A 25,489-nucleotide genomic window follows, 5' to 3' on the forward strand; every position below is an offset into this window, starting at 1 on the left:
TGCCCTGCGGGCTCCGGGTGCGTGGACCGAGCCGCGGGGAAGGCGGTTCGGGCCGGTCCTGATCGAGCCGCGGGGAAGGCGGCTCGAGCGGGTGCGTCGGGGTCCGGGCGGTGGCGGACGAGGTCTCGGGGGTCACGACAGCGTCGGCATCCCCTCGCTCTCCATGTCGGCGAAGGCGGCCTCCTGCTCGGCCACGTAGGCCTCCCAGGTGGCGGCGTCCCAGATCTCGAAGCGGGTGTCGACGCCGACCACGACCACGTCGCGGTCGAGGTGGGCGTACTCGCGCAGGTTGGCCGGGATGGTGATGCGGCCGGTCTTGTCCGGCTCGACCTCGACCATCGAGCCGAAGCTCATGCGGGCGCGCATGCGGGCGGCCGCGGTGTCGGCGGGGGCCATCTGCTGCAGCGCGGCGCTCTGCTCGGCGACGCGGGACATGGTGAGGCCGTAGAGGCAGTGCTCCTGGCCCTTCTTGATCACCATGCCCTCGGCCACCTGCTCGCGGAAGCGGACGGGAAGAGCGAGCCGGCCTTTCTCGTCGAGCCGCAGCGGATAGCTGCCGACGAACACCGGATCACCCCCGTCACTGGTCCTCCCCCGGTTGCGCAGCTCCCCCTGGACCGGGAGCTGCTCCCCACCGGGCGACACAGTAACCCACTAGCCCCCACTGGACACCACTCGACGCCGTGTCGTGACCTTCTCGGCCCCCTCCTCCCGCCGCAGGTCAGTGCCGCCAGGAGGCCGGTGGGGGGCCGGTGGGGCGCGGTGGGGCGCTCGACCCCCTCCGGACGCGCCGGGCCACGTACCTTGGTGCGCGTGACGGAGGCGACACGGACCGCCGACGGAACGGCCGGGTCCTCGGTCGACGTCGCAGCGGAGGGCGCGCGGATCGCGGCCAACATCGGCCGGGTCATCGAGGGCAAGCCGGACGTCGTCCGTCTCGCGCTGGTGGTCCTGCTCGCCGAGGGGCACCTGCTCATCGAGGACGTGCCGGGCGTGGGCAAGACGACCCTGGCCAAGGCCCTCGCCGCGTCGATCGACGCCAGCGTCCGCCGCATCCAGTTCACCCCCGACCTGCTGCCGAGCGACGTGACCGGCGTCAGCGTCTACGACCAGGAGACGCGCGAGTTCGAGTTCAAGCCGGGCGCGATCTTCGCCAACCTGGTGGTCGCCGACGAGATCAACCGGGCCTCGCCCAAGACCCAGTCGGCGCTGCTGGAGTGCATGGAGGAGCGCCAGGTCACCGTCGACGGCGTCAGCTACGAGCTGGCCCGCCCGTTCCTGGTCATGGCCACCCAGAACCCGATCGAGATGGAGGGCACCTACCCCCTCCCCGAGGCGCAGCGCGACCGGTTCACCGCGCGGGTGTCCATGGGCTACCCCGACCGCGAGGCGGAGCTGGCCATGCTCGACGAGCGGGCCACCGCCGACCCGCTGGCCTCGCTGCCACCGGTGGCCGACGCCGCGACGGTCCAGGCGCTCATCGGCGCCGTGGGCGGGCTGCACGTCTCCGAGGCGGTCCGCCGCTACGTCGTCGCCCTGGTCGACGCCTCCCGCCGCTCCCCCGACCTGCGCCTCGGCGCCTCGCCGCGCGCCGGGCTCCAGCTGCTGCGCGCCGCCCGCGCCGCCGCCGCGCTCTCCGGCCGTGACCACGTGCTGCCCGACGACGTCCAGGCGCTGGCCGCGCCGGTGCTGGCGCACCGGCTGCTGCTCACCGCCGACGCCACCCTGGCGCGCCGCAGCGCCGAGCAGGTCGTCGCCGACCTGCTGGCGACGGTGCCGGTCCCCCGCGGGCGCTGACGCGGTGCGGGGGCGGGTCGGGACGGCGCTGTCGTCCCTGACGCTGCGCGGGCGGTGCCTCATCGCGGCCGGCGGCACCCTGCTCGCGCTCGGCGCGCTGCTCGGCGAGCGGGCGCTGGTGCAGCTATCGGTCTTCGTGCTCGCGCTGCCGCTGCTGTCGGCGGCCGCCGTGGCGCGCGAGCGGTTCCGGCTGGCCTCGCGGCGCACCGTCACCCCGGCGCGGGTGCCGCGCGGGGAGGACGCCGACGTGCTGCTGGAGGTCACCAACGCCGACAGCCGCACCGGCGGGCTGTGGCTGCTGTCCGAGCAGCTGCCCGCGGAGCTCGGCCCCTCCCCCGGGTTCGTGGTGGAGCGGCTGGCCGGTGGGGAGTCGGCGGCGCTGACCTACCGGGTGCGCGGCACCCGCCGCGGCCGGCACACGCTCGGCCCGCTGCGGCTGCGGCTGGTCGACCCGTTCGGCCTGGTCCTGCGCACGGCCACCGGCGCGGACACCGTGCCCCTGGTCGTCGTCCCGCGGGTCCGGGCGCTCGGGCCGGGGGGTCCGGCCGGCGGGCACGGCGGGGGCGGCGAGGGCGACCGGCGGTCGATCGCCGTCCACGGCGACGACGACGTGAGCGTGCGCGAGTACCGGCACGGCGACGACCTGCGCAAGGTGCACTGGCGGACCACCGCCCGCACCGGCGAGCTCATGGTGCGCCTGGAGGAGCGGCCGTGGCGGGCGCAGGCCACGCTGCTGCTCGACACGCGCACCCGCGCCCACCTGGTGGCCAACCGCGACGCCGCCGCCCGCGGGGCCGCCGAGGTCGCCGGGCCGCCCGGCGACGACTGCCCGCCGCCGGACAGCCTCGAGTGGCTCGTCGAGGCGGCGGCCAGCATCGGCGTCACCCTGGGCCGGCGGGGCGCGACGCTGCGGCTGGTGACCGAGGCCGGGGAGCTGTCGACGACGGGCGGCCGGGGCGGGCTGGCGCCCGCGGAGCTGCTCGACGCGCTGGCCGGCCTGCGCCCGTCGAAGGTCTCGGGCCTGGCCACCGGGGTGGAGCAGCTGGCCCGGGCCGCCGGTGACGGCCCGGTGGTCTGCCTGCTCGGCGCGGTGGGGTCCGACGACGTCGCCGACCTGGTCCGCGCGCGCTCGGGGCCGACCACCGACTTCGCCGTCCTCGCCGACATCGGCAGCTGGGCCGACGCCGGGCTGGTGCGGGGCCGTCGCTCCCCCGCGGCCACCGCGCGGGCCGAGCTCGACCAGCAGCGCGACGACGCCGCCACGCTGCTGCGCGCCGCCGGCTGGCGGGTCGCGATCGCCCGGGCCGACGTCGCGGTCGAGCAGGTCTGGGCGGAGCTGACCGGGCCCGACGCCGGCGCCCTCCCGGTGGTCGGCGGCGTGGGGGTGCCGGCGTGAACCGGCGGGACGTCACCTCGGCGGTGGCCGCGGCCGCCGCGACGCTGCTCGGCGCCTTCGCGCTCACGCCGGTGTTCGCCGGCCGGGCCTGGTTCGGCCCGGTGCTGGCCACCGTCGTCGTCGTCCTCGCCGGCGGGCTGCTGCTGCGCAGCGCGGGACCGGCGCTGTGGGCCAGGGTCTCGGGCGACCGGCCGGTGCCGCCGCGCCTCGGTGCGCTGGCCGTGCCGCTGGTGCCGATCGGCCAGATCGCCCTCATCGTCTGCCTGCTCGTCTCGCTCTACGCGCCGGCGCAGGCCCTGTTCGGCGTCGTCCCCACGCCGGCCGCCGTCGCCGACCTGCTGCGGGTGCTCGCCGACGGCTCGGCCGAGCTGCGCGAGCAGGCCACCCCGGCGCTGCCGCTGCGCGGCCTGCTGGCGCTGACCGTCGTCCTGGTCGGCCTGGTGGCGATCGCGGTCGACCTGGTCGCCGTCGCCGGGCGGCAGCCGGCGCTGGCCGGCCTCGGGCTGCTGGTCCTCTACTGCGTGCCGGTGGCCACGATCACCGGCGGGATCGGGCTCACCGCCGTCGCCGCCCCGGCCGCCGGGCTGGCGTTGCTGCTGTGGGCCGACCAGAGCCGGCGGCTGGCCCGCGGCGGCCGCTCGGGCCGCCGGGCGCCGCTGGGCACCGGCACGCTGCTGGCCCTGCGCACCGGGGTGCTCGCCCTGGTGGCGGGGCTGGTGCTCGGCGCCGTGGTGCCGACCCTCGCCGAGAACTCCTTCACCACCGGGCTGGGCGGCGGCGCCGGGGACAGCAGCGCCACCGGCACCTCGCTCGACCCGGTCGCCGCGATGCAGGGGCAGCTGACCCTGCCCGAGGCGATCGACCTGCTGCGGGTCGACGCCACCGTCGACGACCCCGGCTACCTGCGTGCGGTGTCGCTGGACTTCTACGACGGGCAGGACGGCTGGACGCTGTCCAACCTCGACGGCGAGACCTCCATCGCCGACGACGACCAGCTGGCCCCGGTGCCCGACCGCGAGCAGAGCCGGCCGGTCTCGGCGACGATCACCGCGCTCGGGCACACCGACCGCTTCCTGCCGGTGCTCACCTCGCCGCAGGAGGTCGACGTCACCGGCGACGGCGACGACGACTGGCGCTTCGACCCCACCACCGGCACGGTCTTCGGCCGCGACGTGACCACCGCCGGCCTGACCTACGACGTGCGCGCCGCCCAGCCGCAGCCGGGCGTGGAGGCGCTGGAGTCCTCCCCGGCGCTGGCCGGCTCCTCGACGCTCCAGGCGCGCTACACCGAGCTGCCGCAGCTCGACCCGACGGTGGTGGACCTGGTCCGGGAGCTGACCGCCGACGCGGCGACGCCCTACGCGCGGGTGCGGGCGATCCACTCGTTCCTGACCGACCGGGCCAACGGCTTCGTCTACAGCCTGTCGACCGCGCCCGGGACGACCGGTGACGACCTCGCCGACTTCCTGCGGCTGCGGCGCGGCTACTGCGAGCAGTACGCCGGCGCGATGGCGGTCATGGTCCGCGCGGCCGGCGTGCCCGCCCGCGTGGCGCTGGGCTACACGCCGGGCGACCAGCAGCCCGACGGGACGCGGCTGATCACCAGCGACGACGCGCACGCCTGGGTCGAGGTCTACTTCGCCGACCTGGGCTGGGTGCCGTTCGACCCGACGCCGATCGCCACCGAGCGCCGGGTCGAGCTGCCGTGGGCACCGCGCGGTGACGCCCCCGAGGAGGGCGAGCCGGCCGCCGAGCCCTCGGCGCCCACCGCCTCGGCCACCGCCGGTGCCACCGTCGAGATCGACCGCGACGACCAGTTCGTGCCGCTCGACCTGCCGCAGGAGCAGACGGCGCCGTGGCTGCGCCCGGTCCTCCTCGGTGCGGGCGGGGCGGTGCTGGTCCTCGCGCTGCTGGCCGGTCCGGCGCTCGCGCGGGGCGTGCAGCGGCGCCGGCGGCTGGCCGACGGCAGCGCCGCCGCGCTGTGGGACGAGCTGGCCGCCTCCGCGCGCGACCTCGGGGTGGGCCTGCACGCCGCGCGCACCCCGCGGCAGACCGCCCGGCAGCTGGCCGCGGTGGTCACCGGGACCGCCGGAGCAGGGGCCGCGGTGCGCCGGCCGGACTCCGCCGACGAGGCCGCCGCCGTCGACGCGCTGCGCCGGCTGGCGCTGGCCGAGGAGGCGGCGAGCTACGCGCGGCCGGGTGCGGCGGCCGATCCCGGGCTGGCCGCCGCGCTGCGCACCGCCCGGCGGGGGCTGGTGCGGGCGACGCCGCGCCGGGCCCGGCTGCTGGCCCTGCTGTGGCCGGCCTCGCTGATGTCCGGTGCCGGGCGCCGGGCGGTCGAGACGCTGGGCCGCCGGCTCACCGCGCTGCTCCGCCGCCGCCCCCGCCCCGCCTGAGGCCGCCCGCCGGGATCAGCGGCGGCGACCCGCGCGGCGTGGTCGCGACCCGCGCCGCACACCGTGGAGATGGCGACCACACGCCGCGGGAGAGCGCCCCCCGGGAGATGCGAACGGCCGCCGTCCCGGAGGGGACGGCGGCCGGTCGGCGTCGGGCGGCTACTGGTCGTAGCGGCGGCGGAAGCGCTCCTCGAGGCGGTTCTTCAACGGCTGCTTGCGCGGACGGCCCTTGCGGCCGGTCGCACCGCGCGGACCCGCGGCACCCGGAGCGCCGGCCTCGACGGCACCGGTGGCGGACTTGTAGTTGAGGACGCCGAGCGCGGCACCGCCGAACATCACGAGGAAGCCGGCGACCCCCAGCCACACCGAACCGGCGACGGCGCCGCCGATCAGGCCGGCCAGGCCGACGAGCACCAGCAGCGCACCCAGCTGCAGCTTGCGGCGCGCCTTGACGCGGCGGTCACCGCTGCGGACCGAGGAGGCGAACTTCGGATCGTCGTCGACGAGGGCGCGCTCGATCTGCTCCAGCAATCTCTGTTCGTGCTCGGAGAGCGGCACGTCGACCTCCAGTGGGCCCAAGCCAAGACCGCCGGCACGTCCGGCCGGCGTGACATCGAGGATACGAGCCGATCGCAGGGTGCGAAAGGCGAGTCTGCGGCGACCCGCCGGGTTCCTGCGGAGATCACTCCCCCGGGTGCCCCCCGGCCGTCGCCGGAGCGGCCGGGGGGCCCTGGTCGGCGGCCGCCGTCCCGCGCCGGGCCCGCTCGGGACGCGGGATCACCCGGCTCGCGGCGAGGCCGCCCTCCCCCTCCCCGCGGGCCCACCGGTCGCGGTGCAGCAGCGTGGCGGGGCGCACCGCCCCGGCCCCGAACCGGCGGGCGGCCCGGTCGGCGGCCAGCTCGGCCTCGCGCCGGCCGTGCTCGCGGGCCCCGAGCTCGAGCTGCCGCGGTGCGGAGTCGGCGTCGACCAGCCGCTCCGCGCGCACCCCCACCAGCCGGATGCGCGCGCGGTCCAGGCCGAGGGCGTCGAAGAGGGCGCGCGCGGTGTCGTAGAGCTCCTGCCCGACGTCGGTCGGGACGGCGAGGGTGCGGCTGCGGGTGATCGTGGCGAAGTCGGCGAAGCGCACCTTGATGCTCACCGTGCGGGCCAGCGCCCCGTGCGAGCGCAGCCGCCCGGCGGTGCGCTCGGCCAGCCGCAGCAGCTCCCGGTGGATCACCGCGGGGTCGTCGACGTCGGTGGCGAAGGTCTCCTCCGCCCCGGTGGAGCGCTCCGGCTCGTCGGGGACGACGCGGCGGGGGTCGCGGCCCCACGCCAGCTCGTGCAGGTGCGACCCGGCCGCCGCGCCGACCGCCCGCTGCAGGGTGCGCGCCGGCACGTGCGCGAGGTCGCCGACGGTGCGCAGCCCGAGCCGCAGCAGCTGCTCCTCGGTCTTCGGGCCCACGCCCCACAGCGCGCCGACCGGCAGCGGGTGCAGGAAGTCCATGACCTCGGCCGGGCGGACGACGAGCAGCCCGTCGGGCTTGGCGGAGGTGGAGGCCAGCTTGGCCACGAACTTCGTGGGCGCCACCCCGACCGAGCAGGTGATCCCCTGCTCGTCGTAGACGCGGGCGCGGGTGTACTCGCCGATCTCGGCCGCGTCGCCCAGCCGCCGGCCGGCGCCGGCGACGTCGAGGAAGGCCTCGTCCAGCGAGAGCGGTTCGACCAGCGGGGTGATCGACCGGAACAGCGCCATGACCGACCGCGACACCTCGGCGTAGAGGGTCATGTCGCCGGGGAGGACGGTGGCCGTCGGGCACAGCCGCAGCGCCCGGGCCGTGGGCATGGCGGCGTGCACGCCGAAGCGCCGCGCCTCGTAGGTGGCCGAGGTGACCACCCCCCGGTTGCCCGCACCCCCGACGATCACCGGCGTGCCGGCGAGCTCCGGGTGCCGCCGCACCTCGACGCTGGCGAAGAAGGCGTCCATGTCGACGTGCAGGACGGTGCACCCCTCGGCGCGGCCCGGCGACGGCATGACGGCCCCTCCTCCCAGCTCGAACACGTGTTCGATACCCGGGCAGCGTAGCGGGCAACCGGAGCACCGCCCGGACGGCGCGCGCGGGGCGTTCCGTGGTGCACGACCTTTCAGGTGTGCGCCGTGATCGACTGCGGTAGGAAGGGCGCCGGAGGGGTGCCCACCCGAGGTCGCCCCGAGTCAGGAGCGGAGGAGCCAGTGGCGCTCGACGACGACGACATGACCAGCACGGAGGGCCCGGCCGACGGCGGTGCCTCCGGCACCCCCGGGGTGCACGACGGCGGGGCCGACGGCGGGGCTGACGGCGGGGCCGACGGCGGGGCCGACGGCGGGGCTGACGGCGGGGCTGACGGCGGCGCGGACGGCGGTGCCGACGGCGGTGCCGACGGCGGTGCCGACGGCGGTGCCGACGGCGGCGCGGACGGCGGTGCCGACGGCGGGGCCGACGGCGGCGCTGACGGCGGGGCCGACGGCGGCGCGTGAGCGAGGACCTCACCACGCAGGGCCGGACGGGACCGTCGTCCCGCCCGGCCCTGTGGCGGTGCACGCACACCGATCCCGAGGACTTCGCCCGCGACCACTGGGCCCGCCGGCCGCTGCTGGCCCGCGCCGAGGAGACCGGTGAGTCCTTCGCCGACCTGCTGACCCTCGACGCGGTCGACGAGCTGCTCACCCGCCGCGGGTTGCGCACCCCGTTCCTCCGGATCGCCAAGGACGGCGCCGTCGTCGACCCCAAGCGGTTCACCGGCTCCGGCGGCGCCGGCGCCGAGGTGGCCGACCAGGTCACGTCCGACGCGGTGCTGCGGCTGTTCGCCGAGGGCAGCACCGTCGTCCTGCAGGGCCTGCACCGGCTGTGGCCGCCGCTGATCGAGTTCGCCGACCAGCTGGCCGCCGACCTCGGCCACCCCACGCAGGTCAACGCCTACGTCACGCCGCCGTCCTCGCGCGGGTTCAGCCCGCACTACGACGTCCACGACGTCTTCGTGCTGCAGTTCGCCGGCGAGAAGCACTGGCGCATCCACGAGCCGGTGCTCCCCGACCCGCTGCGCACCCAGCCCTGGCAGGACCGCTCGGCCGCCGTCGCCGCGGCCGCGGAGCGCGAGCCCGTCGTCGACACCGTGCTGCGGCCGGGCGACGCCCTGTACCTGCCCCGCGGCTACCTCCACTCCGCCGAGGCACTGGGCGCGATCAGCGGCCACCTGACCATCGGCGTGCACTCCGTGACCCGCTGGGCGGCCGCGGAGTCGGCGCTCGACCTCGTGCGCACGCTCGCCGCCGACGACCCCGAGCTGCGCCGCTCGCTGCCGCTGGGGCTGGACCTGGCCGCACCGGCCTCCGTGGCCGACGACGTCGCCGCGGTGATCGCCGGCCTGCGCGACTGGCTCGGCCGGGTCGACCCCGAGGAGGTCGCCGACCGGCTGCGGGCGCGGACGTGGGCGCAGGTCCGGCCCGAACCGGTCGCCCCCCTGGCCCAGTCCGCGGCGGCCGCGGCGCTCGGCACCGACACCGTGCTGCGGCTGCGGCGCCGGCTGCGGGTGCAGCTGCGCCCCGCCGCCGACGACCGCGTGACGCTGGTCGCCGGCCGGCGCACCCACGAGCTGCCCGCCGCCACCGCGCCGGCCCTCGCCGAGCTGCTGGCCGTCGGGGAGCTCAAGGTCGGCGACCTGCCCGGCCTCGCCGCCGACGAGCAGGTGACGCTCGCCCGCCGCCTGGTCACCGAGGGGGTGGCCACCGTGCCGGACGCAGCCGGGACGGCGTGAGCACCTCCCCCGGCAGGACGCGCCCGGCGGGGCGGCTCGACCCGTCGCGCTGCTCGGTGCAGGCCCTGGCGCGCGGCGACCTCATGGTGGCCACGGCCTCGCTGGCCCAGCGCTGGGTGCTCGTCGAGCAGCCCGGGCCGTGGGGGCGCGACGCGCTGGCCCAGTCGCGGTTCGACCCGGCGGTGGCCCCGCTGCTGGCCCGCCGGTCCCGCGCGGAGAACGTGCGGCTGCTCCTGGTCCGCCGCCCCGGCGACCGGCTGACCGACTCCGGCCGGCGGTGGGCCTACGTCGACTCCCGCCCCGGCAGGGAGGGCCTGTGGTGGTCGGTCCGGTCCAGCGACGCCGACCTGCTCGAGGCGCCGTGGGACGGCTCGGTCGGCGAGCCGGCGCACGGCCCGGTCTACCTGGTCTGCACCCACGGCGGGCACGACGCCTGCTGCGCCCTGCGCGGGCGGCCGCTGGCCCGGAGCCTGCCGGCGCCCGGCCCGGCCGACGTCTGGGAGTGCAGCCACCTCGGCGGCGACCGGTTCGCCGCGAACGTCGTCGTCCTCCCCCACGGCTACTACTACGGGCAGGTGCCCGGGGACGGCGCCGAGCTCGTCGCGGCGCACGGCGCCGGACGGGTGGCGCTGCCCTGGCTGCGGGGCCGCGCCGGGTTCGCGATCCCGGCGCAGGCGGCGCAGCACCTCGTGCGGGAGGAGCGGGGCCTGCTGGGCGTCGACGACCTGCGACCGCTGGGCGTCCGGCACCTCACGCCGGCCGGCGCGGAGGTCGAGCGCTTCACCGTGACCCTGGCCGGCCCCGACGGCGCGCTCGCGGCCACGGTGGAGAGCCGCCCGTCGGAGCACGCGGCGCTGCTGACCTGCTCGGCGCGGCACCCGGCGCACGTGCGCACGTGGCAGCTGGAGTCGCTGGTCTAGAGCGCGGCGCCGCGGGCGAGCAGCAGCGGGATCGCGAGCTCGGTCGCGGTGAGCGACCCGTGGTAGGCCGCCAGCCGGCTGGGCCCCGGCTCGAACCGGCTCGAGGTGATCGCCCAGCTTCCGCGGGCCAGCGCGACGACGTCGCCGACCCGCGCGGCCACGGCCGCGTCGACCGCGCCGAAGACGCCGCTGGCGATGGCCTCGTCGCGGCCGGCCACCCAGGCACGGGGGCCGAGGACGCCGCGCCAGCGGTCGAGCAGGTCGGCCTCGGCACCGGGCAGGGCGTGCACGTAGCGGGCGCGCGGCTCGCCGGCCAGCACGCGGACGCCGTCGAGCAGCTCGGGCTCGTCGTCGACGTCCAGGCGGGTGTCGGCGGGGACGTCGAGCATCCCGTGGTCGGCGGTGACCAGCAGCGCCGCGTCGTCGGGCAGGCCGGCGACCAGCTGCTCCACCACCCGGTCGACGATCGCCAGCTGCGCGCGCCAGCTGTCGGAGTCGACGCCGCGGACGTGGCCGGTGAGGTCGAGCTCGGGGATGTAGGCGTAGACCAGCGCCCGCGGCGCCGCGCGCAGGGCCTGCAGGGCGACCGCCGTAAGGTCGCCCGGGCTGACCACGCCCGCGTAGTCGGCACCGCGGTAGGCGGCCTCGGACAACCCGGAGCCGCGGTAGGCGTAGGGGCCGACGGCGGTGACCGCGACGCCGGCGTCCCAGGCCTGCTCGAACACCGTGCGCCGGGCCTGCCAGGCCAGCGGGTCGGGGTCGTCGGTCCACCGGGTGTGGTTGAGCAGCCGGTTCTCGCCGGGCACGTCGGTGACGAACCCCAGGACGCCGTGGCTGCCGGGCGGCAGGCCGGTGCCCAGGGTGGTGAGGCTGACCGGGGTCGTGCTCGGGCAGGGGGCCTGCAGGTCGCCGACCGGGGCGGCGAGCGCGGCCAGGATCGGGGCGAGGCCCGCGTGCGCGCGCACCAGGTCGGCGCCGAGCCCGTCGACGAGCAGGACGAGGACCCGGCGGGCGCCGCCGAGCGCCGCGGTGAGGCCGAGGGGGTCGGCGGGCAGGTCGCCGCGCTCGACCGGCACGCCGACCGCCGCCGCGGCGCCGGGCAGGACGTCGGCGAGGGTGGCCGTGCCGTAGCGCGGGCGGACCAGGTCCGGCGGGAGCGCGCTCACGGCCGGGTGGCGAGCACGTGCAGGCCGGTGGCGACGTCGCGGTAGGGCGAGGTCTCGGCCAGCGCCAGCTCCAGCGCCCGCACGTTCGCCGGGTCGGCGCCGGAGGCGGCGTCGAGCAGGTCGGCGACCACCGAGACCCCGCGCCACGTCGTCGCCCGCAGCCCCGCCCCCTCGACCAGGGCGAGCAGCTCGTCGGGGCCGAACCGCCGCCGGGCCGGCCGGGCGCGGGTGGGGGCGGGATCGCGGTCCTCCACCAGGGCCAGGGCCTCGACCGGGTGCCCGGAGAGGGCGCGGGCCAGGACGGCGCCGGCGCGGTTGACCGTCGCCACGCTCACCTGGCCGCCGGGCCGCAGCACCCCGGCGATCTCCCGCAGCGTGACCGCCGGGTCGTCGACCACCTCGAGCACGGAGTGGCACAGCGCGAGGTCGAACCCGCCCGCGCCCCCGGCCGCCGGCAGCACCTCGTGCAGCAGGTCGCCGTCCCCCTGCATGGCCCGGACCCGGGCGCCGACGCCGGCCGTGCCGGCGCGGCGGCCCAGGGTGGCCAGGGCGTCGGCGCTGGGGTCGACGACGGTGACCTCGTGGCCGAGCTGGGCCAGCGGGACGGCGAAGATGCCGCTGCCGCCGCCGACGTCGAGGACGCGCAGCGAGGTGCCGGCGCGGACGACCGGGTCGAGGGCGGCCCAGACGGCCGCGGTGCGGGCGGACGGCTGCTCCGCGGCGGGCGAGGCGGGGGCAGGCGGCACCCGGCCGAGCCTAGTGGCGCCGCTGGGCCGGCACGTGGTCGGCGGCGCGCTCCAGCTCGGCGATGTCGATCTTCTTCATCGTGAACATCGCCTGGACGGCGCGCTGCCGGCGCTCGGGATCGGGGTCGTTCTGCAGCTCGATCAGGCGGATCGGCACGACCTGCCAGGACACGCCGAAGCGGTCCTTGAGCCAGCCGCAGGGCGCCTCCTCGCCGCCGTCGGTCAGGCGGGTCCAGTAGTGGTCGACCTCGTCCTGGTCGGTGCACATGATCTGGAAGGAGATGGACTCGTTGAAGGACCAGCCCTGGGGGCCGCCGTTGAGGCCCACGTACTCGGTGTCGCCGAGGCGGAAGCTCACGGTCAGGGCCTGGCCCTCGCGCTGGGGGTCCTCGGCGCCGTAGCGGACGGTGCCGAGCAGCTCGGCGTCGGGCCAGACCGACGTGTAGAACCGCGCCGCCTCCTCGGCCTCGGTGTCGAACCACAGGCAGATCACGGTCCTGGGCATGGTCGCGTCCTCTCGTGCGGGGTCCGTCGCAGTGAGAACCGCCGGGCCGCCCGGAACTCATCGCTCGGCCGGCCCACCCCGCGGTGACGCTCAGTGGCCCGAGCTGCCGGGGCTGGAGTGCCAGAGCTTGCGCGGTGCGGCGGCGCGGCGGGCGGCGAGCTTGGTGTCCTCGCCGGCCGGCTTGATGTCGGCGTAGGGCGACATGCGGAAGCCGGTGGGGTGCACCAGCACCGGGCGCACCATGACCGGCCGCGACCCGTGGGACGCCGCGGCCCCGGCGATGGCCTGCTCGGTGTACCGGCCGGGAGCGGCCATCTGCTCGGCGACCGCCGCCAGCCCGCCGGCCTCCCAGGCCTCGTGCAGCGCCGGCAGCTCCCACGCCCCGGTAGCCCGCAGCGACACCCCGCGCGGTCCGGTGCGGCGGACCACGCCGCGGATGACCAGCAGCCACGAGTGGAACACCGTCGCGGCGTAGGGGCCCTGCACGTCCTCGAAGAAGGTGGAGTCGGTGCAGCCGGTGCCGTCGTCGAGGGTCACGAAGACCACCCGCCGCCCGGAGCGGATCGGCGGCGTCTGGGTGGCCACCTTGACGCCGGCGACCAGCACCTCGGACTCGCTGCGGCAGGTGAGCACCTCGCTCGCCGGGACGGCGCCCAGCTCGGCCAGGAAGCGCCGGTAGAAGTCGACCACGTGCCGGCTGGCGTCCAGGCCCAGCACCTCGAGCTCGGCGCGCACCAGCTCGGCGTCGGTGAACTCGGGCAGCCCGCTGCTGTCGGCCCAGTCGGGGGTGGCCTCCTCCTCCGGCAGCTCCAGCCCCATGAGGTCGAGGCTGAGCTGCCCGCGGGCCGTGGCCCGGGCGCCGCTGCGGGTCCACCGGTCCAGCTCGCCGATCTGCAGCAGCAGGTCGCGCCGGTTGACCTGCCGACGGCGCCGGGTGGGCCGGCCGGCCTCGCGGTCGCGCAGCCCGAAGCCGTAGAGGGAGTCGAACCCGCCGGCCAGCACCAGCCGCTCCACCACCGGCCGGGACACCGCGGCCCGCTGCCAGAAGTCGGCCAGCGACCGGTACGGCTGGCCGTCGACGATCCGCCCGACCTCCTCGTCGGAGATGCCCTTGACGTCGGCCAGCGCCAGCCGGATGCCGTAGCGGGACGGGTCGGGCATCGACACCGGCATCCACTCCGGCAGCGGCCGGGGCTCACCCTCGTCCTCAGGGTCGGGGTCCAGCCGTTCCACCCGGTAGGTGTCGGCGGAGGCGTTGACGTCGAGGCCCAGCACGCGGATGCCGAAGTTGCGGGCGTCGTCGAGGATGAGCCGCTTCGGGTACATGCCCGGGTCGTGGGTGAGCACCCCGGCGAGGAAGGCCGCCGGGTGGTGCGTCTTGAGCCACGCCGACTGGTAGGTGGGCAGGGCGAACGCCGCGGCGTGCGCCTTGCAGAAGCCGAACGAGCCGAAGGCGGCCAGCACCTCCCACACCCGCTCGGCGACCTCGACCGGGTAGCCGGCGTCGAGCACGGCGGGCATGAACCAGGCGCGCACCTCCGGGTGGGCGTCCTTCTCCCCCAGCGCCCGGCGCACCTCGTCGGCCTCGGCCAGGGTCACGCCGGTCATCCGGGAGACGATCTGCAGCACCTGCTCGTGGAAGACCACCACCCCGGCGGTCTCCTCGAGGCAGAACTCCAGGTCGGGGTGCGGGTACTCGGTCTCCCGCCAGCCGTTCCGGGCCATGAGGAACGGCGTCACCATGTCGCTCTTCACCGGCCCGGGCCGGAACAGCGAGATGTCGATGACGATGTCCTCGAAGGTCTGCGGCCCGAACTTGCCGACCAGCTCCCGCTGCCCCGGCGACTCGATCTGGAACATGCCGAGCGTCCGGGTGCTGCGGATCAGCTCGAACGTCGTCGGGTCGTCGCGGGGGATGGCGTCGATGTCCACGGTCTCGCCGTCGACCCGCTCGATCTCGTCGAGGGCGTGCGCGATCGCCGACTGCATGCGGATGCCCAGCAGGTCGAGCTTGAGCAGCCCGAGCTCCTCGACGTCGTCCTTGTCGAACTGGCTCATCGGGTAGCCGAGGAAGCTGTTCTCCACCGGCGTGCGGTCGAGCAGCGTGGCGTCGGAGAGCAGCACGCCGCACGGGTGCAGGGCGATGTGCCGGGGCAGGCCGTCGAGCCGGGCGACCAGGTCGAACATCAGGTCGAGGTCGCCGGTCCCGCCGCCGCGCTTCGACCCCATCCGGCTGGCCCGCAGCTCGGGCAGGTCGCGCAGCGCGGCGTGCACCTGGTTGGCCCGGATGTGCGGGAACGCCTTGGCGATCGCGTCGACCTCGGCGATCGGCATGCCCAGCGCGGCGCCGACGTCGCGGACGGCGTGCCGCACCCGGTAGGTGTCCATCATCGAGATGCAGCTGACCCGGTGGGCGCCGAAGCGGTCGATCACCGCGTCGTAGACCTCCATCCGCCGGGCCGACTCCACGTCGATGTCGATGTCGGGCAGCTGGTGGCGCAGCGGGGAGATGAAGCGCTCCATCAGCAGGCCGTAGCGGATCGGGTCGACGTCGGAGATGCCGAGCAGGTAGGTGACCAGGCTGCCGGCGCCGGAGCCGCGGGCGGCCGCGCGGACCCTCGAGCTCTTGATGAGGTCGACCACGTCGGCGACGGTGAGGAAGTAGGAGGGGTAGCCGAGGGAGTCGATGACCGCCAGCTCCTCCTCCAGCCGCACGCGGACCCGCTCGGTCAGCGCCATCCCGCGGCGGCCCAGGCCGGCCTCGCACCGCGCGCGCAGCACCTGCGAGGGGCCCATCCCCCGCTCGGCGGCGGTGGTGACGACGTCGAGCTCGGGATAGCGCACGGTGCCGATGCCGAGGTCGTCGCGGACGTCGACGGCGCACTGCTCGGCCAGCCGCGCGGTGCCCTCGAGCAGCCGCAGCGCGGCGTCGCGGTCGGGACCGACGAGGTCCTCGGCGACCTCGGCCATCTCCTTGCCCGACTTCAGGTAGCCCTCGGCGGTGCGCCGGTCGACGTGCCGCAGGTCCAGCGGCACGAGCCGCCGGGCGGCGTCGAGGACGTCGGCGGTGGGCGCGTCGAGGGCGTCGACGTAGCGGACGGCGTTGCTGAGCACCACCGGCACCTGCTGCTCGGCGGCGAACCGCAGCATCGCCTGCGCCCGCGCCCGGTCGCCGCGGCCGCGGTGGTGGACCAGCTCGACCGCCAGCCGCCCGGGCCCGAACACCGCGCGCCAGGCGGCCAGGACGGCGGCGGCCTCGTCGGCCCGGCCCTCGGCCAGCGCCCGCCCCACCGGCGACTGCGGCCCGAGCAGCGCGACCAGGCCCGGGGCGTGCTCGGCGGCGACCGCCAGCGAGCTCACCGGCTCGCCCCGGGTGCCGCGCAGGTGGGTGGCGCTGGTCAGCCGGCACAGCGAGCGCCACCCCTCGCCGTCGCGGGCGAGGAAGGTGACCCGCGGCAGCCGCGGGTCGACGCTGGACCCGCCGCGCGCGGGCACCCGGCGGGCGGGCGACGGCCCGCTCAGCCGCGACGCCTCCCCCAGCGGCCGGGCCAGGGGCCGCGGGACGGCGGAGTCGACGGCCGGCGCCATCGCGAGGTCCACCCCGAAGATCGGCCGCACGCCGGCCGACCGGCAGGCGAGCGCGAACTTCACCGCGCCGTAGAGGCCGTCGCGGTCGGTGAGCGCGAGCGCGCCCATGCCGTGCTCGGCGGCCCGGGCGACGAGGTCGGCGGGATGGTTCGCGCCGTACCGCATCGAGTAGCCCGAGGCGACGTGGAGGTGGACGAAGGGGTCGGCGTTCACTTCCTCGAGCCGGACCCGCCGACCACCCGGGGACGGGGGGCGGCCGGCCGGACCGGCTCGGGGACGAGGGTGCCGAGGGTGTGCTCGACCACGGTGAGGAAGGCGCCGACGTCGCGGACCAGGTCGGCGGCCTCGCGCTCGGTGACCGCCCGGGAGAGCCCGGCCTCGGCCGCGGCCCGCTTGGCGGCGCCGGCGGCGAAGAAGGTGGCCCACTCCCCCAGCTCGGGCGCGACCTGGCCGAGCAGCACCCAGGCGCTGCGTGGCCGGCGGCGGCCGGCCTCCGGGCGGGTGCGGGCGGCGAGCACGGCGGCGGCGCCGCGCAGCGCGCCCAGGTGCGCGGTGGCGTACCGACGGCGGGGGTCGTCGGTGCACGCCGCGGCCTCGGCCAGGGCGCGGCGCGCCTGGTCGAGCAGCCCTGCGGCCGCCGGGGGCAGGGGCGGTGGCAGGGGCAGCTGGTCGGCGGACTCGAACGACATGGCTCGCGCGGCGCCCATCAGTCGTGCACCCGCACGAGCCACCAGCGGTTGCCGGCGGCGTCCCAGGACAGGTCGTAGACGCCGGCGAAGCTCATCCGCGACCGGCCGGCCCGCACCGCCTCGACCCGCCACACCTCGCGGGAGGCGACCAGCTCGGCCGAGGCGCCGGAAGAGGACCCGGAGGAGGCGGCGTGCTGCCGCCACCACGGGGCGGTCTCCACCCAGGAGTCGAGCAGCTCGCCCACGACGTAGCGCGACTGCCCGCGCCAGAACTGCGCCGGGCCGAGCGGGCCGCGCTCGACCTGCACCTCCTCGCCGAGCCGGGTCCGATCCCCGACCCCGGCCCCGCCGAGCACCCGGCTCATCGCACACTCCCCTGCTCTGCGTCGCCGCCGGTCCACCGCCCGGGCGGGGAAGGACCCGAGAGCGGCGGATGCCGGCTGCGCTCGGACCCACCTGGTGATCGAACATCTGTTCGAACACCAGGAAGTACACCGGACGGGCACGGGCCCGTCAAGTCGAGCGCCTCCCGGCGCGCCGCCCCTCTCGACCCCGATGGAAGCAGCCACCACCGACGGTTTCCGCGGTCGGCGGGGACCTGGGAGCAGGACCCGGGGGCGGATCGGGGCGCGCGGGTTCCGGGGCCGGTGGCAGGATTCCCCCATGACCCGTCCCGCGCACCCACGGGTCGCCGAGATGGCCGAGCTGCTGGCCGCCTCCGGCGCCTCCGGCCGGGTGCGCGAGCTGCCGGGCAGCGCCCGCACCGCCGCCGAGGCCGCCGCGCAGCTGGGGGTGCCGGTCGGCGCCATCGCCAGCAGCCTCGTGTTCGACGTCGACGGGGCGCCGCTGCTGGTCCTCACCAGCGGCGGCCACCGCGTCGACGAGGTCCAGGTGGCCGGCCTGCTCGGCGTCCCGAACGTGCGGCGGGCCTCGCCCGACTTCGTCCGCCGGCACACCGGCCAGCCGATCGGCGGCGTGGCCCCGATCGGCCACCCCGACCCGATCGGCACGCTGGTCGACGTCGAGCTCGCCCGCTACGACCAGGTGTGGGCCTCGGCCGGGCACCCGACGGCGGTCTTCCCCACCAGCTACGACGAGCTGCTCCGGCTCACCGCGGGCACCGCCGCCGAGGTCGGTGGCGCCCTCGAGCCGGGCACCGGCCCCGACGTCGAGGAGGCGGTGGAGGCACCGTGACCGGCACCCGGCCCGCCGTGCGGGTCACCGAGCTGCCCGTGCGGTGGATCCGCGACCACATGCACGAGGCGCTGGCCATCTACGGCCTGGCGATGGGCTACGACCCCTCGGTCGTGGCCGGGCGCTACGGCTACGCCATGCAGCACACCGAGCGCGCGGGATTCCGCGCGGTGGGCGCCTTCGCCGAGACGCCGGACGGCGAGGAGCTGGTCGGCTTCGGCTACGGCTACCTGGTCGCCCCTGGGCAGTGGTGGCACGACCAGGTGCGCGCGGCGCTGGACCGGCGGACGGCGAAGCGCTGGCTGCCCGGCGCGTTCGAGGTCTGCGAGCTGCACGTGCACCCCGACCACCAGAGCCGCGGCCTGGGCCGGCAGCTGCTGCACGCGCTGCTGGCCGACCTGTCCTACCCGGCGGCGCTGCTGTCGACCCCGGACGCCGACACCAAGGCCTTCCGGCTGTACCACGCCGACGGCTTCGTCGACCTCGCCCGGGGCCACCACTTCCCCGGCGACTCCCGCCCGTTCGCGATCCTCGGCGCCCGCCTGCCGCTGCGCCCCGCCGCGACCTGACCGGCGTGCCGCAGACCTCCACCGTCGACGCCGTCGTCGTCGGCTCGGGCCACAACGGCCTGGTCGCCGCCTGCTACCTCGCCCGCGCCGGCCTGTCGGTGGAGGTCGTCGAGCGCGACGACGTCCTCGGCGGCGCCGTCTCGACCGTCGAGCGCTGGCCCGGCGTGCGGGTGGACCGCGGCTCCAGCGCCCACGTGATCGTCCGGCACAGCGGGATCGTCGAGGAGCTCGACCTCGCCGCCCACGGCCTGGAGTACGTCGACTGCGACCCGTGGGGCTTCGCCCCCGGGGACCCGCCGCTGGTCTTCTCCCGGGACCTCGACGCCACCTGCGCCTCGATCGCGGCCGCCTGCGGTCCGGACGACGCCGCGGCCTACCGGCGCTTCGTCGAGGTCTGGGGCCCGCGCAGCCGGGCGGTCGTCGCCTCCTTCGGCCGCCGCCCGGCGGCGGGCAACCTGCTCCGCGCCTTCTGGCCGCTCGGGGCGCCCCGGGGCGGCCGACCCCGCACGCCCGGCGGTGATCTGGCCGTCGACTTCCTGGGCTCCGGCGACGCGCTGCTCGACCGGTGGTTCACCAGCGAGCGGCTCAAGGCCGCGCTGGCGTGGTTCGGCGCGCAGTCCGGCCCGGCGGTGTCGGAGCCGGGGACGGCGGCCATGGTCGGCTGGGTCGCGCTGCTGCACGACGTCCCGCCCGGGCACCCGGTGGGCGGGTCCGGGGGGCTGACGCAGGCGCTGCGGCGCCGGCTGGAGGCCGACGGCGGCCGGGTGTCGCTCGGCGACGCGGCCACCCGCCTGCTGGTCACCGACGGCCGGGTCACCGGGGTGGAGACGGCGTCCGGACGGCGGATCGCGGCCGGCACCGTCGTCGCCGCGTGCCACGTCCTGGCCACCCGCGCGCTGGCCGGCGACGCGGCTCCCCCGGCGCTGGCCGACGCCGACCCGCCGCTGGGCAACGGCTTCGGCCTCGTCGTCCGCTGCCTCACCGACGCCCCGCCGTCCTACCCCGGCGCCGGGCCCGGAGCGCTGGCCGGGCTGCAGCTGCTGTGCACCGACCGCGCCGAGCTCGCCGCCGCGCACGGCGACTGGCGGGCCGGCCGGCTGCCGCGCGTGCCCGTGCCGCTGGCCATGTCCTTCTCCGCGAGCGACCCGACGCTGGCCCCGCCCGGGCGGCACGTGGTCACGCTCTGGGGCCAGTGGTACCCGTACGACCTGGCGGACGGCGGCGACTGGACGGCGCTCGCCGACGCCGAGGCCGACCGCCTCATCGCCGCCGTCGACCGGTTCGCGCCGGGTTTCGCCGCCTCGGTGCTCGACCGCTACGTGCAGACGCCGCTGCGGCTGGAACAGGAGCTGGGCCTGGTGCGTGGCAACGTCATGCACGTCGAGATGGGTCTGGCCAGCATGTTCGCCCTCCGGCCCACGCCGGCGCTGGCCGGCTACCGGGTGCCCGGGCTGGCCGGCCTGTACCTGGCCGGGGCGTCCACCCACCCCGGTGGCGGGGTCTCCGGCAACTCCGGGCGCACCGCCGCCCGCCTGGTGCTGGCCGACCGGCGCCGGCGCCGCCTGGCGCGGTGGCGCCGGTGACGACGGCGACCGCGCCCGGGGTGGCCGCGCGGCACCTGCCGCTCGCCCTGGCCGGCCTGCTGGTGCTCACGGCGATCGCCTACCCGCTCACCGACGGCGGCGCCCGCGACGCGGTGAGCTGGGCGATCGTGCTGCTCGGCTCGGCGGTGTCGGTGGCCCACGCCGGGATCTCGCGCGGGTGGCGCACGGGGCTGGGCGTCGCGGCGCTCGTCGTCGTCACGTCGCTGGTCTTCGAGGCCGTCGGGCTGGCCACCGGCTTCCCCTACGGCAGCTACACCTACGGCGACGTGCTCGGACCGCGGCTGCTCGGCGTGCCGTTCCTGGTGCCGCTGGCCTGGCTGATGATGGCCTGGCCGAGCTGGGTGCTGGCGGCCCGCCTGGCGCGCCGGCCGGCGGTCCGCGTCCCAGTCGCGGCGGGCGTCTTCGCCGCCTGGGACGTCGTCCTGGACCCGCAGATGGTGCAGGCCGGCTACTGGACGTGGGCGCACCCCTCCCCCGGGCTGCCGGGCATCGACACCGTGCCGCTGACCAACCTGGGTGGCTGGCTGCTCGCCGGTCTGGTGCTCATGGCCCTGCTCGACGCGCTCGTGCGCCGCACCGCCACCCCACCGCGGATCGGGGACGCCGCGCCCCTGCTCGCCCTCGGCTGGATGACCCTCGGCGGCGCGCTGGCGCACGCCGGCTGGCTCGGGCTGCCGGGCTCGGCGGCGTGGGGTGCGGCGCTCGCCGTCCCGGTCCTGGTGGCGCTCGCCGTGCAGCGGCGCCGCGCGTGAGCGGCGCCGTCGTCCGGCTGCTGGCCGGTGCCTCGGTGGCCGGGGCGCTGCACGCCGCCGTCAACACCGCCCTGCTCCGCCGCCCGCCGGCGGCGCCGCCCCGGGTGGCGCGGCCGGTGACCGTCGTCCTGCCGGTGCGCGACGAGGAGCGGCAGGTGGCCGCCTGCCTGGGCGGGGTGCTCGACCAGCGGGGCGTGCCCGACCTCCGGGTGGTGGTCGTCGACGACGGCTCCACCGACGGCACCGCCGCGGCGGTCCGGGCGGTCGGCGACCCGCGGGTGCGGCTGGTCGCGGCCGGCGAGCCGCCGCCCGGGTGGCTCGGCAAGCCGCACGCCTGCGCCGTCGGCGCGGCCACCGCCGGGGTCGACGACGTCCTGGTGTTCCTCGACGCCGACGTGCGGCTGTGGCCCGACGCGGTCGCCGCCGCCGTGGCGGTGCTCGACGAGCACGACCTCGACCTGGTCTCGCCGTGGCCGCGGCCGCTGGCCGGCACCGCGGCCGAGCGGCTGGTGCAGCCGCTGTCGCCCTGGCTGTGGGCCACCACGCTGCCGCTGCGGCTGGCCGAGCGGTCGCCGCGACCGTCGCTGGCCGCCGCCAACGGGCAGTTCCTGGTGGTGCGCGGACGCGCCTACCGGGCGGCCGGCGGGCACGCCGCGGTGGCCGGCGAGGTGCTCGAGGACATCGCGCTGCTGCGGGCGGTCAAGCGGGCCGGCGGGCGGGGCGTGCCGGTCGACGGCTCGCGGCTGGCCGCCTGCCGCATGTACGAGGGGTGGGCGCAGCTGGGCGAGGGCTACGCCAAGTCGCTGTGGGCGACGGTCGGCGGCTCTCCCGCGGCGAGCGCGGCCGCGGCCGCCGCGCTGACCGCCGTCGGCGTCGTCCCGGCGCTGGCCGCGCTGCGCGGCTCGCGCGCCGGGCTCGTGGGCTACGCCGCGGGCGTGGCCGGCCGGGCCGTGGTCGCCGCCCGCACCGGCGGCCGGGTGTGGCCCGACTCCCTGGCCCACCCGCTGTCCCTGCTGCTGCTCGACGTGCTCATGGCCCGGTCGGTGGCCGGCCACCGGAAGGGGACGCTGAGCTGGCGCGGGCGCACCCTGCCCACGCCGGCCGCACCCGGGCTGACGACGATGGGGCGGTGACCTCGCCCGCTCGCGTCCTGTTCGACCCCGCCGAGATGAGGGGGCGCGACTTCTACCGGATCCTGAACTCCGTCGTCGTCCCCCGGCCGATCGCCTGGGTGTGCACCCGCTCGGCCGACGGGGTGGAGAATCTCGCGCCGCACTCCTTCTACACGGTCTCGTGCGTCAAGCCGCCGATCGTGCAGTTCACCTCGGTGGGCCGGAAGGACTCGCTGAACAACGCGGAGGCGACCGGCGAGTTCACCATCAGCCTCACGCCGCGGTCGCTGTTCGAGCAGGTCAACGCGACGGCGACGGACTTCCCGCCGGACCAGAGCGAGGCCGAGCACACCGGTGTCCGGCTCGAGCCGAGCGACCGGGTGGCCGCCCCGCGGGTGGCCGACTCGCCGGTGAGCATCGAGTGCACGCTGCACTCCACGATCAAGCTGGGCGACTGCTGGGTGGTCCTCGGGCGCGTCGTCGCGGTGACGGCCTACGAGTCGGCGGTCCGCGACGGCCGGCCGCGGATCGAGCACCTCGACCCGGTGGCCCGCCTGGGCGGCAACGAGTGGACGACGCTGGGCGAGGTCCTGGAGATCCCGCGGATCCCCTACCGCGACTGGTCGGAGGACCCGGGCATCGGCGAGCGCCTCCGCGGCGGCTGAGGGTGCTCCCGACCGGCGCCGCGTCAGGCGGGGAGGTGGACGGCGACCTCGTCGGCGGCGTCGGAGCCGAACGCCTCGGCGAACCGGGCGAGGAAGGCCCGCCGGTCGAGCGCGTACTCCTGCGTGCCGATGACCTCGACGGCCTCGGTGGCGATGGCCGAGCCGAGCTGGGCCGACCGCTCGGCCGACAGGCCCCAGGTGCGCCCGGCGATGAAGCCCGCGCGCAGCGCGTCGCCGCCGCCGGTGGGCTCCACCGGCTTGGTCTCGGGCACGGCCGCCACCGCGATGGGCTCCTCGCCCGCGCGGCGGACCAGCACGCCCTGGGCGGCGCGGGTGGTGACCCAGCTGCCGACGCGGTCGAGGACCTCCTCGAGCGTCCAGCCGGTCTTCTGCAGCAGCAGCGCGGACTCGTACTCGTTGGTGAAGAGCAGCTCGGCGCCCTCGACGAGCGAGCGGATCATCGCGCCGTCGGCCCAGGCGAGCTGCTGGCTGGGGTCGGCCGCGAACGCGTAGCCGCGCTCCCGGCACTCCTCGGTGTGCCGCACCATCGCGCGCGGGTCGTTCGGGCCGACGACGACGATGTCCGGCGCGCCGACCCGGTGCGCGACCGGCGCCAGCTCGATGTCGGCGGCCTCGGACATGGCCCCCGAGTAGAAGGAGGCGATCTGGTTGTTCTTGACGTCGGTCGTGCAGACGAAGCGCGCGGTGTGCTTCATCTCCGACCAGTGCACGCTCTTGGTGTCGACGCCGTGCCGGGACAGCCAGGCCTCGTAGTCGGCGAAGTCGCTGCCGACGGCGCCCACGAGCACGGGGTTGAGCCCCAGCAGCCCCATGCCGTACGCCATGTTCGCGCCGGCCCCGCCGCGGTGCTGCACGAGGTCGTCGACGAGGAACGAGAGCGACACGTTCTCCATCTGGCCCTCGACGAACTGCTCGCTGAAGCTGCCCGGGAAGGTCATCAGGTGGTCGGTGGCGATCGAGCCGGTGACTACGACGGGCACGGGAGGGGCTCCTCGGGGTTGACCGGCGCAGGAGGACGGCGCGGAACGCAGAACAGCCTACGGCCCGGGGTCCCGGTGCGCCGGTCGGTCCCCCAGCGCCCGGCGCAGCGACAGCCCCAGCTGGCCCACGGCCACCGCGCCCAGCAGGACGCCGACCGCCGTCCCCACCGTGACCACGGTGCCGGCGTGCGGACCGGCGCCGGCCAGCGCCAGGATCCCGGCGCCGCCCAGCGTGAACCCGGTCAGCGCCACCCGCGTGGGGCGCTCGAACACCGAGATCGCGCCCGTCTCGGTCACCCCGGCCTGCCCGGCGCGGGCGCGCAGGTAGTCGGGCAGCCAGCACACCGCCCCGAAGGCCGCGGCCAGCCAGCCGGGGGCGCCGGCCGCCCAGAGACCGGCGGCGTAGGCGGCCTCGGTCAGCCGGTCGACGGCGGAGTCGAGGACGAACCCGCGCCGCGACGCGCGGCCGGTCGCGATGGCCAGCGCGCCGTCCAGGCTGTCGAGCAGCCCGGACAGCCCGACGAGCAGACCGGCGGCCACCAGCCAGCCGCCGCCGGGGACGGCGAGCGCCGCGCCCCCGACCGCGACCAGCAGCCCCAGCGCGGTCGCGAGCAGGGGCGGCACCCCTGCCAGCGGGCGGGCCAGCGCGTACGCCGTCGACAGCCAGCCGCGGACCAGCGCGCTGGCGGTGGGATCGGTCCCGCCGTGCCACCGCGCCCACGCGGTCAGGTACTCCTCGCGGCTCAGCACAGGCGGCAGTCCACCAGCCCGTGAAGAGTCCGGCGAGAGCGGGGACAGTGGGAGCGTGCTCGCCGGCCTCTCCCCCGCCCGCCGACGCGTCGTCCTGGGGCTGCTGGCCGTGGTCGCCGCGGCGCTCGTCGCCCTCGCCGTCGTCCTGCTCGAGCCCGGCGACCCCGGGCGCTCGTCGGAGGCGGTCTCGCAGGACGAGGTGGGGCCGGTGCTGCTGGTCCCCGGGTACGGCGGCTCGACCGCCTCGCTGCAGGAGCTGGCCGGGCGGCTGACCGCCGCCGGGCGGGACGCCGTCGTCGTCCCGCTGCCCGGCAACGGCACCGGTGACCTCGCCGGGTCGGCCGACGCGCTGGCGGCGGCCGCCGAGCAGGCGCTCGAGCGCACCGGCGCCGACAGCGTCGACGTCGTCGGCTACTCGGCCGGCGGCGTCGTCGCCCGGCTCTGGGTGGCCGACGGCGGTGCGGACGTCGTGCGGCGGGTGGTGACGCTGGGTTCGCCGCACCACGGCACGGCGCTGGCCGACCTCGCCGGGCAGGTGGCGCCGGAGCAGTGCCCCGAGGGGTGCCGGCAGCTGGCGCCGGGCAGCGACCTGCTCGCCCGGCTCAACGCCGGCGACGAGACCCCCGCCGGCCCGAGCTGGGTCTCGATCTGGACGACGCAGGACGAGACGGTGACGCCGCCCGACTCCGCCCGGCTGGACGGCGCGCTGAACCTGACCGTGCAGTCGGTGTGCGCCGACGCGCGGGTCGGGCACGGCGGGCTGCCCCGGACGCCGCTGGTGATGGCGATGGTCGAGGCCGTGCTCGCGCCCGGCGACCCGGTCCCGCTGACCGCCGACGACTGCAGCCGCCTCGGGGGCTGACCGCCG

General features: G+C 77.2%; 24 protein-coding genes. 13 read left to right on the forward strand and 11 right to left on the reverse strand.

Features of this window, described 5'->3' with window-relative positions; translation table 11 throughout:
• Positions 1-132 precede the first annotated feature (132 nt).
• Complete coding sequence (gene mraZ / locus ACI8AF_RS08630; protein WP_456539280.1) at positions 133-567, reverse strand: division/cell wall cluster transcriptional repressor MraZ; 435 nt, start codon at positions 565-567, stop codon at positions 133-135.
• A gap of 246 nt (positions 568-813) precedes the next feature.
• Here mraZ and ACI8AF_RS08635 point away from each other — a divergent pair, with 246 nt between their 5' ends.
• From ACI8AF_RS08635 to ACI8AF_RS08645, 3 genes are read left to right on the forward strand one after another with little or no spacing between them, the layout of a single operon-like run.
• The gene (locus ACI8AF_RS08635) at positions 814-1,797 is read left to right on the forward strand and encodes an AAA family ATPase (protein ID WP_456539281.1); all 984 of its coding nucleotides are present in this window, start codon (positions 814-816) and stop codon (positions 1,795-1,797) included.
• A 4-nt stretch (positions 1,798-1,801) separates the two neighbouring features.
• Positions 1,802-3,193, forward strand: coding sequence for a DUF58 domain-containing protein (locus ACI8AF_RS08640; RefSeq protein WP_456539282.1), 1,392 nt, complete (start codon positions 1,802-1,804; stop codon positions 3,191-3,193).
• Entirely contained in the window at positions 3,190-5,589 is a 2,400-nt protein-coding gene (locus tag ACI8AF_RS08645; protein ID WP_456539283.1) for a transglutaminase family protein, read from the forward strand. Before ACI8AF_RS08640 ends, ACI8AF_RS08645 begins: the two co-directional genes overlap by 4 nt.
• A 159-nt stretch (positions 5,590-5,748) precedes the next feature.
• On the opposite strand, the gene ACI8AF_RS08650 is transcribed toward ACI8AF_RS08645, so the two are convergent.
• Both ACI8AF_RS08650 and dinB read right to left on the reverse strand, forming a co-directional pair.
• Positions 5,749-6,147, reverse strand: a complete 399-nt coding sequence (locus ACI8AF_RS08650) for a DUF3040 domain-containing protein (RefSeq protein ID WP_456539284.1) — start codon at positions 6,145-6,147, stop codon at positions 5,749-5,751.
• 124 nt (positions 6,148-6,271) lie between these two features.
• Complete coding sequence (gene dinB / locus ACI8AF_RS08655) at positions 6,272-7,600, reverse strand: DNA polymerase IV (protein WP_456539285.1); 1,329 nt, start codon at positions 7,598-7,600, stop codon at positions 6,272-6,274.
• A 198-nt stretch (positions 7,601-7,798) separates the two neighbouring features.
• On the opposite strand from dinB, the gene ACI8AF_RS08660 reads away from it, so the two are divergent.
• The 3 genes from ACI8AF_RS08660 to ACI8AF_RS08670 are packed head-to-tail and all read left to right on the forward strand — an operon-like array spanning position 7,799 to position 10,280.
• Complete coding sequence (locus ACI8AF_RS08660) at positions 7,799-8,083, forward strand: BatC protein (RefSeq protein WP_456539286.1); 285 nt, start codon at positions 7,799-7,801, stop codon at positions 8,081-8,083.
• The gene (locus tag ACI8AF_RS08665; RefSeq protein ID WP_456539287.1) at positions 8,080-9,360 is read left to right on the forward strand and encodes a cupin domain-containing protein; all 1,281 of its coding nucleotides are present in this window, start codon (positions 8,080-8,082) and stop codon (positions 9,358-9,360) included. The genes ACI8AF_RS08660 and ACI8AF_RS08665 overlap by 4 nt, the downstream gene beginning before the upstream one ends.
• Entirely contained in the window at positions 9,357-10,280 is a 924-nt protein-coding gene (locus tag ACI8AF_RS08670) for a sucrase ferredoxin (protein WP_456539288.1), read from the forward strand. The genes ACI8AF_RS08665 and ACI8AF_RS08670 overlap by 4 nt, the downstream gene beginning before the upstream one ends.
• Here ACI8AF_RS08670 and ACI8AF_RS08675 read toward each other — a convergent pair.
• The 6 genes from ACI8AF_RS08675 to ACI8AF_RS08700 form a co-directional block, all read right to left on the reverse strand.
• Complete coding sequence (locus ACI8AF_RS08675; protein ID WP_456539289.1) at positions 10,277-11,446, reverse strand: alkaline phosphatase family protein; 1,170 nt, start codon at positions 11,444-11,446, stop codon at positions 10,277-10,279. The two genes, ACI8AF_RS08670 and ACI8AF_RS08675, sit on opposite strands and share 4 nt — an antisense overlap.
• Positions 11,443-12,192, reverse strand: a complete 750-nt coding sequence (locus ACI8AF_RS08680; RefSeq protein ID WP_456539290.1) for a class I SAM-dependent methyltransferase — start codon at positions 12,190-12,192, stop codon at positions 11,443-11,445. The genes ACI8AF_RS08675 and ACI8AF_RS08680 overlap by 4 nt, the downstream gene beginning before the upstream one ends.
• 10 nt (positions 12,193-12,202) lie before the next feature.
• Complete coding sequence (locus ACI8AF_RS08685; RefSeq protein WP_456539291.1) at positions 12,203-12,697, reverse strand: VOC family protein; 495 nt, start codon at positions 12,695-12,697, stop codon at positions 12,203-12,205.
• A 90-nt stretch (positions 12,698-12,787) separates the two neighbouring features.
• Complete coding sequence (locus ACI8AF_RS08690) at positions 12,788-16,498, reverse strand: DNA polymerase III subunit alpha (protein WP_456539292.1); 3,711 nt, start codon at positions 16,496-16,498, stop codon at positions 12,788-12,790.
• The gene (locus tag ACI8AF_RS08695) at positions 16,495-16,992 is read right to left on the reverse strand and encodes an SAV_6107 family HEPN domain-containing protein (protein WP_456539293.1); all 498 of its coding nucleotides are present in this window, start codon (positions 16,990-16,992) and stop codon (positions 16,495-16,497) included. The genes ACI8AF_RS08690 and ACI8AF_RS08695 overlap by 4 nt, the downstream gene beginning before the upstream one ends.
• Entirely contained in the window at positions 16,992-17,339 is a 348-nt protein-coding gene (locus ACI8AF_RS08700) for a DUF6504 family protein (RefSeq protein ID WP_456539294.1), read from the reverse strand. Before ACI8AF_RS08700 ends, ACI8AF_RS08695 begins: the two co-directional genes overlap by 1 nt.
• Before the next feature lie 298 nt (positions 17,340-17,637).
• Here ACI8AF_RS08700 and ACI8AF_RS08705 point away from each other — a divergent pair, with 298 nt between their 5' ends.
• From ACI8AF_RS08705 to ACI8AF_RS08730, 6 genes are read left to right on the forward strand one after another with little or no spacing between them, the layout of a single operon-like run.
• Positions 17,638-18,168: a YbaK/EbsC family protein gene (locus tag ACI8AF_RS08705; protein ID WP_456539295.1), complete on the forward strand. Its 531-nt coding sequence runs from the start codon at positions 17,638-17,640 to the stop codon at positions 18,166-18,168.
• Positions 18,165-18,737, forward strand: a complete 573-nt coding sequence (locus ACI8AF_RS08710) for a GNAT family N-acetyltransferase (RefSeq protein ID WP_456539296.1) — start codon at positions 18,165-18,167, stop codon at positions 18,735-18,737. Before ACI8AF_RS08705 ends, ACI8AF_RS08710 begins: the two co-directional genes overlap by 4 nt.
• 5 nt (positions 18,738-18,742) lie before the next feature.
• Positions 18,743-20,320: a phytoene desaturase family protein gene (locus tag ACI8AF_RS08715; protein ID WP_456539297.1), complete on the forward strand. Its 1,578-nt coding sequence runs from the start codon at positions 18,743-18,745 to the stop codon at positions 20,318-20,320.
• Positions 20,317-21,093 (forward strand): carotenoid biosynthesis protein, encoded by a 777-nt coding sequence (locus ACI8AF_RS08720; protein ID WP_456539298.1) that lies wholly within the window; start codon positions 20,317-20,319, stop codon positions 21,091-21,093. The genes ACI8AF_RS08715 and ACI8AF_RS08720 overlap by 4 nt, the downstream gene beginning before the upstream one ends.
• Positions 21,090-22,226, forward strand: coding sequence for a glycosyltransferase family 2 protein (locus tag ACI8AF_RS08725; protein WP_456539299.1), 1,137 nt, complete (start codon positions 21,090-21,092; stop codon positions 22,224-22,226). The genes ACI8AF_RS08720 and ACI8AF_RS08725 overlap by 4 nt, the downstream gene beginning before the upstream one ends.
• Positions 22,223-22,870, forward strand: coding sequence for a flavin reductase family protein (locus ACI8AF_RS08730; RefSeq protein WP_456539300.1), 648 nt, complete (start codon positions 22,223-22,225; stop codon positions 22,868-22,870). The genes ACI8AF_RS08725 and ACI8AF_RS08730 overlap by 4 nt, the downstream gene beginning before the upstream one ends.
• Before the next feature lie 23 nt (positions 22,871-22,893).
• Here ACI8AF_RS08730 and ACI8AF_RS08735 read toward each other — a convergent pair whose 3' ends face one another.
• Complete coding sequence (locus ACI8AF_RS08735) at positions 22,894-23,871, reverse strand: carbohydrate kinase family protein (RefSeq protein WP_456539301.1); 978 nt, start codon at positions 23,869-23,871, stop codon at positions 22,894-22,896.
• 57 nt (positions 23,872-23,928) lie between these two features.
• Positions 23,929-24,621: a CDP-alcohol phosphatidyltransferase family protein gene (locus ACI8AF_RS08740; protein WP_456539302.1), complete on the reverse strand. Its 693-nt coding sequence runs from the start codon at positions 24,619-24,621 to the stop codon at positions 23,929-23,931.
• A gap of 55 nt (positions 24,622-24,676) precedes the next feature.
• On the opposite strand from ACI8AF_RS08740, the gene ACI8AF_RS08745 reads away from it, so the two are divergent.
• Positions 24,677-25,483, forward strand: a complete 807-nt coding sequence (locus tag ACI8AF_RS08745; RefSeq protein ID WP_456539303.1) for a lipase family alpha/beta hydrolase — start codon at positions 24,677-24,679, stop codon at positions 25,481-25,483.
• The last annotated feature ends 6 nt before the right edge of the window (positions 25,484-25,489 follow it).

The organism is Blastococcus sp. SYSU D00669 (assembly GCF_054050715.1).

Excerpts from the sequence above, each read along its gene's own strand:
- dinB (WP_456539285.1), bottom strand. The coding sequence starts at position 7,600 with ATGCCGTCGCCGGGCCGCGCCGAGGGGTGCACCGTCCTGCACGTCGAC.
- ACI8AF_RS08685 (WP_456539291.1), bottom strand. The coding sequence starts at position 12,697 with ATGCCCAGGACCGTGATCTGCCTGTGGTTCGACACCGAGGCCGAGGAG.
- ACI8AF_RS08695 (WP_456539293.1), bottom strand. The coding sequence starts at position 16,992 with ATGGGCGCCGCGCGAGCCATGTCGTTCGAGTCCGCCGACCAGCTGCCC.
- ACI8AF_RS08700 (WP_456539294.1), bottom strand. The coding sequence starts at position 17,339 with ATGAGCCGGGTGCTCGGCGGGGCCGGGGTCGGGGATCGGACCCGGCTC.
- ACI8AF_RS08705 (WP_456539295.1), top strand. The coding sequence starts at position 17,638 with ATGACCCGTCCCGCGCACCCACGGGTCGCCGAGATGGCCGAGCTGCTG.